Raw genomic sequence first — 5,831 nt, 5'->3', positions numbered from 1 at the left:
GTGCCCCGTCCGGCCGCGGCGGCGGGAGCTCGCGGCCCTCGGCGCCGTGCGGGCCGTGCGTGCTGTGCGGGCCGTGGGGGTCGTCCGTGCCGGAGGGGCCGGCGCCCAGCGCGATCGGTCCCCGGGGGGTCGTACCGGCGGACGCGTCGTCGCCGCGGGCGCCGACCGGCACCGCGTAGGCCGTGCCGGCGCTGCCGTCGTCCTTGCCCCAGGGGTCGCTCTCCGGGCTCCCGGGGGCGTCGGTCTCCGGGCGGCCGTAGGCGGGGTCGTTGCCGGTGCCGTTCCACTGTTCGGGGACGGCGCGCTCCACCCGGGCGGGCGCGTTCGGCCACTGCTCGGGCGCCGTGGGGGCCTCGGCGGCCGGTTCCGCGGCGGGGGCGGCCTGGCGCCGGCGGCCGCGCCGCTCGGGGGCGGGCGCGGCGTCCCGGTCGGCCGGGGGCGCGGGGGTGGTGGTGCCCGCCTCGGGGTCGGCGGCCGCCTCCGGGCCCTCGGCGGGCTCACGGGTGGCGGGCAGCTGCGGAATGCCCGGCAGTTCGGGCAGGACGGCGCTGTCGCTCTCCTTGGGCCGGTCGCCGCGGCCCTCGGCGCCGGCGCGCTCGGCGGCGGCCTTCGCGGCGGCCGGGTCCAGCGGCAGCTCCACCACGTACGTCGTGCCGGCCTTGCCGGGCAGCTCGTGCGGCTGGAGCACGCCGCCGTGGCGCTCGACCACGTCGCGCGCTATCGGCAGGTGGACGGGGCTGCCGCCGCGGCCGGGGCCGCGGATCTCCACCCGGGCGACCTCGCCGCGCTGGGCGGCGGCCAGCACCACCGTCGGCGTGCCGTCGACGGCCGGGGCGTCGGGGGAGGCGGTGGCGGGGACGGCGTCCAGGGACAGCGCGACGCCGCTGACGTCGGCGACCAGGTGGGCCAGCGCCTGGGCGAGCCGCTTCTCGTCGGCGATCACCTCGACGGCCGCGGCGTGCACGGAGAACCGCACCCGGCCGCCGCCGACCAGCTCGCCGGCCTGCTCGACCGCCCGCCGGACGACCTTGTCCAGGCCGACCGGGACCTTCTCGGCGTCCCGGCGGCCCTCGCCGCCCTTGCCGTCCCCGGCGGCGCCGTCCTCGGAGCGCTGGTGGGCGAGCACGCCGTCGATCAGCTTGCCGAAGCGGCGGCACTCGTCGGCGAGCCGGCGCAGCGTCCAGTTGGCCTCGGGCCAGAGCTGGCCGGCCGGGTCGGCGGCGAGCGCGTCGATCCGCCGGTGCAGGGCGGTCAGGGCGCCGCCGAGCTCGCTCTCCAGGACGGCGGTGAGGTGCTCGTTGCGGGCGACCAGGGCCAGTTCGCGGCTGCGGTCGGTGAAGGTCATCACCGCGCCGACCAGCTGGTCGCCGTCCCGGACCGGGGCGGTGGTGAGGTCGACGGTGACCGGCCGGCCGTCCTTGCGCCACAGCACGGTGCCGCGCACCCGGTGCTTGCGGCCGGAGGTCAGGGTGTCCAGCAGCGCGGACTCCTCCAGCGTCAGCGGGGTGCCGTCGGCCCGGGAGTGCTGGATCAGCGGGTGCAGCTCGCGTCCGCCGAGCTCGCTCGCCCGGTACTCCAGGATGTGCGCGGCGGCCGGGTTGACCAGGACGCAGCGGCCTTCGAGGTCCACGCCGAGCACGCCCTCGGCGGCGGCGCGCAGGATCATCTCGGTCTGCTTGTGCTGGCGGCGCAGTTCCGCCTCGACGCCGAGCCGGCTGGAGAGGTCGCGGACCAGGAGCAGCAGCAGGTCGCCGGCCGAGGAGGCCGGGGCGTCCCGGAAGGGGTCGTACGGGACGAGCGGGGAGAGCGCGTAGCCGCGGCCCTCGCTCGCGCCGGAGGTGGGGCCGTCGTCGGCGAAGTCGTTGCCGGAGACCTCCACCGGGAAGGTGGTGCCGTCGGTGCGACGGGCGGTCATCCGGACCGGGCGGTCGAGCGCCTCCTCCTCGCGGGCGGCGGGCGGGCGCATCGAGCCGGGGATCCGGCTGGGGTCGAACTCGGGCAGGAGGTCCAGCACGCCCATGCCGACCAGCGAGGTGCCGGGGGCCTGCAGGGCCTGGACCGCCGCGTTGTTGGCGTCGACGACGGTGCCGTTGCTGTTCACCAGCAGCAGGGCGTCGGGTAGGGCGTCGAGTATGGCGGCGAGGCGAGCAGCGCCTCGGATCGGCCTGCTGCTCACGTCGACAGGTCTCCTCGGCTCAGGGCAGCTCCTCCGGAGAAGGCAGTATCTCATTCTTCTTTGCGGTGGGGACGACCCGCCTAGTAACGTTGGCGGTGGTTGGTGCCGGGCCCCCGGGTTGTGGCATCATCACAGGCACACGGAACGGTTCCGCCCTGCGGACACGGTCCATGTGGAGGAGGCTTCGCCTAGTCCGGTCTATGGCGCCGCACTGCTAATGCGGTTTCGGGGTTATTCCTGATCGAGGGTTCAAATCCCTCAGCCTCCGCCGATGAGAGCCCCGTCGATGATCACATCGGCGGGGCTCTTTCGCGTGCCGGGGCTCTTCCGCATGTCGGGGCGGGTGTGCGGAGCGGCCCGGGAGGGGTGGGCCGGGGCCCCCGGGAGGGGCCGGCGAGGGGCCCGGATCAATCGATTTCGCCCCACGTCGCAGGTCATGTAATGTTGTCCCCGCACCGCCCCGGAGACACGTTCCCCAGGGCGAGCGCTCATAGCTCAACGGATAGAGCACTTGACTACGGATCAAGAGGTTGCAGGTTCGAATCCTGCTGAGCGCACCAACCTCCGCGAGTTTCGGTCCCACGGGTCCGGCACTTGCGCTCATAGCTCAACGGATAGAGCACTTGACTACGGATCAAGAGGTTGCAGGTTCGAATCCTGCTGAGCGCACCACGGGAAGCCCCCGGCCATCGGCCGGGGGCTTCCGTCGTTCCGGGGCGGTTCACCCCAGGTCGGTCGGGTTGATCCACGGCACGTTCCGCCGGTCCAGGAACCACTCCGAGGAGGTCAGCGGCCGGGCCCGGTTGAAGGTGTCGGGCACCGGGTCGTGCCGGATCAGGGCGGGTTCGGCGCCGAGCCCGGTCAGCAGCTCGGTCAGCGCCGGCGCCAGGTCGTACGGCCCGCTGAGGTGGACGTCCCAGCCGGCCCAGTCGCCGCGCTCGGCCAGCGCCCCGCGGATCAGCCCGGTGACGTCGGCCCGGCCCCCGCCGGGCTCCGGGGCGGCCAGCAGCACCTCCAGCCGGGGGTTGCGGGCCACCAGCCGTTCCACCTCGGCCAGGTCGTACTGGTCGGAGTCCGCCCGGGCGGCCAGCACCGCGGTGACCGGACGGCCGTCGGGCGCGGCGGTGAGCTGTTCCAGCAGGGCCTTGATCTGCCCCCAGCCGGTGCCGCCGGCCACCGCCAGCAGCGGGCGGCGGGAGTGCGGGTCCAGCACGGCCTCGCCGAGCGCCGGCCCGAGCCTGACCCGCTCGCCCGGCATGACGTCGTTGACCAGTGCGGTGCTCAGCAGCCCGTCCGGCACCCGGCGCACGTGGACGTCCAGGCTGCCGTCCGGCCGGGGCGCGTTGGCGATCGAGTACGGCCGCCAGACCTTGGGCACCCGCGGGCTGGCGAGCGTGAGGTACTGGCCCGGGACGAAGGGGTACCGGCCGTGCGGGGCCAGGGTGAGCACCACGACGTCGGGGCCGGCGCGGCGGCGGCGGGTCACCTCGGCGTCCCACCAGGCGGGGACGGAGTCCGGGACCTCGGCCGCCGCCCCGATCATCACCTCGGCGATCACCGTGAACGCCTCGGTCCAGGCCTTCTCGATCTCAGGGGTCCAGGCGTGCCCGGAGAAGTGCCGCAGCGCGGCGATCAGGCTGGCCCCGACGGCCGGGTAGTGCTCGGGCGCGGCCTGGAACTTGCGGTGGTCGCGCCCGAGCGCCCGCAGGTAGCCGGTCAGCTGCTCGGGACTCTCCAGCCGCAGCACGAGCTGGGTGAGCGCGGCGAACAGCCGGTCGCGCTGCTCGGCCATCTCGGCGGGGAAGAAGTCCCGCACCCCCGGGTTGTTGGCGAACAGGTGGGCGTAGAAGTACTTGGCCATGTGGTCGGCGCGGCGCTCGACGACGGCGAAGCTGGCGCGGATGACCGCGGGGTCGAAGGGCACCGCGGCGACGCTAGGCGGACTCGGACTTGGCGGTGGCGAGCGCCTCTGCCATGACCTCGGTGACCACGCCGTACACGGCGGTCCAGGACTCCCGGGTCTCCGCCGTCCAGGCCTCGCCCGCGTAGTGCTCCAGGGTGGCCAGCAGGCTGGCGCCGACCGCCGGGAAGTGCTCGGCCAGCGTGCCGTACGCGGCGTGCCGGCGGCCGAGGCCCTGCAGGACGCCGACCAGCGTCTCGGTGTCCTCCAGGTGGGTGACCAGGGTGCCGAGGGCGGCCCACAGGCGGTCCTGCTGCTCGTCCAGGTGGGCGGCGAACAGGCCGCGGACGCCGGGGTTGTGCTCGAACAGGTGCTGGTAGAAGTACCCGGTGACGGCGGCACCGTGGGGTTCGACGACCGCGAAGCTGCTCTTGATCAATACGGGGTTTATGGTCACGGGCCCCGACTCTACTGAGCGGGTGCCCAATTCGAACAGGCTTATCCGGTGAATGGTCAGGTACCGATCAGTATCGGCGAGTTGGAATCACCCGGAATCGATCGGTATCACCTGGACGCGCCGCCTAATGGATCAAATACGGCTCTTTCGGGTACATCCCGTCCTGCCGGTCGGACGGCGGCCATTCGGGTGGGGCCCGGCCGGTGACGCAGGTGTCGCGGTATGACCGGACCTGGATCGTGATTCCGTTTTGTCAGATCTTGTGCCCAGGAGCTGTGTTCACCGCCCCGGCACCCGGGGCCGGAGGAGAGCCGGATGAGCCGACAGTCCCCCCACGGCGCCGCACCGTCCGCCTCCGACCGGTGCGCCCCCCGCGTCCGCGTCGCCCTGCGACGGGTGCCGGCCGCGACCGCCGTCCTGACATTGGCCGGCGGAATGCTGATCGGCTGGAATCCGCCGTTCTCCCGGGCCCAGCAGTCACCTGACACCTGGTCGGCCGCGCAACGTGCGGTTCTCCCCTCCGGCCTCGTCGTCCAACTCGAATTCACCGCCGTTCCCGGGGCCTCGGTGACCGCCCTGCCGGGCGAATTGTCCGACCGTGCGGGAGGGGGGCGGGCGGCCGCGCTCTATTCGGACGGCCTGCGGCCCGGCGACCCGGCGCAGACCTTCCGGATCACCGAGGACCGTCCGCAGGCGGACGGTTCCTGGCGCACTCTGGGAACACTCCGGCTCACCTTCTCCCGCCCGGTCCGCAATCCCCGGCTGCACCTCAGCGGCCTGGCCGGCCTCACCCCCGGGCCCGACTCCGGCACCGCCACCGTCGCCGCCACCGCGAGCCGACTGACCGTCACCGGCGGCTCCCCGGCCGCCCCCACGCTGGTCAACCGCACCGAGTGGCCCGGCTGGACGGTCGACGGCAACAGCCTCGCCCCGGTCGGCGCCGACGGCTCCGCGGACGGCGCCACCTCCTCCGCCGCCGAGGGCAGCCTGGAGCTGGCCGGCACCTTCCGCACCGCCGTCCTGCGGGTCGAGCGGCGCTCCACCGTCCGTCCCGGCGCCACCGGGGACGACGGCCCGCTCCCGGCGTTCACCGTCACCCTGGACGAGGGCGTCGGCACCGCCCCGCCGGGTTACGGCAACGCCTCCCACCTGCTCTCCGACCTCTACCTCGGCTCGGACGCCGGCACCGCCCCGGCCCGGCTCGCCCATCGCCCGCTCGTCACCCGTGCCCCGCTGGTGCCCGCCGCTGCCCCCGCCGCCCCGGCTGCGACCGCCCCGGCGGAGCCCGCCGGGGAGCC

At 74.6% G+C, this 5,831-nt stretch carries 3 protein-coding genes, 3 tRNA genes and 1 pseudogene; 4 read left to right on the top strand and 3 right to left on the bottom strand.

The genetic code is table 11. From position 1 onward, the window contains the following. Nucleotides 1-2,176 (bottom strand): PAS domain-containing protein (locus ACWEQL_RS40465; RefSeq protein WP_452156300.1); only part of this gene is annotated, 2,176 nt, incomplete at its 3' end. 177 nt (nucleotides 2,177-2,353) lie between these two features. Here ACWEQL_RS40465 and ACWEQL_RS40460 point away from each other — a divergent pair. The 3 genes from ACWEQL_RS40460 to ACWEQL_RS40450 all read left to right on the top strand — a co-directional run bounded on the left by ACWEQL_RS40460 (nucleotide 2,354) and on the right by ACWEQL_RS40450 (nucleotide 2,848). Further along, nucleotides 2,354-2,444, top strand: a tRNA-Ser gene (locus ACWEQL_RS40460). 216 nt (nucleotides 2,445-2,660) lie between these two features. Continuing rightward, nucleotides 2,661-2,736: transfer RNA gene (locus ACWEQL_RS40455), tRNA-Arg, on the top strand. Nucleotides 2,737-2,772: 36 nt separating this feature from the next. Continuing rightward, nucleotides 2,773-2,848, top strand: a tRNA-Arg gene (locus ACWEQL_RS40450). 49 nt (nucleotides 2,849-2,897) lie between these two features. On the opposite strand, the gene ACWEQL_RS40445 is transcribed toward ACWEQL_RS40450, so the two are convergent. Together ACWEQL_RS40445 and ACWEQL_RS40440 are read right to left on the bottom strand one after the other, a co-directional pair. Next, entirely contained in the window at nucleotides 2,898-4,100 is a 1,203-nt protein-coding gene (locus ACWEQL_RS40445) for a globin domain-containing protein (RefSeq protein WP_452156298.1), read from the bottom strand. 10 nt (nucleotides 4,101-4,110) lie between these two features. Beyond that, complete coding sequence (locus ACWEQL_RS40440) at nucleotides 4,111-4,533, bottom strand: globin domain-containing protein (protein WP_452156296.1); 423 nt, start codon at nucleotides 4,531-4,533, stop codon at nucleotides 4,111-4,113. A 315-nt stretch (nucleotides 4,534-4,848) separates the two neighbouring features. Here ACWEQL_RS40440 and ACWEQL_RS40435 point away from each other — a divergent pair. Next, nucleotides 4,849-5,831, top strand: a pseudogene (locus tag ACWEQL_RS40435) (hypothetical protein); the annotation flags it as partial.

The sequence above is a fragment of the Kitasatospora sp. NPDC004240 genome, assembly GCF_053603215.1.
This window is presented reverse-complemented; position numbering and strand designations above follow the sequence as displayed.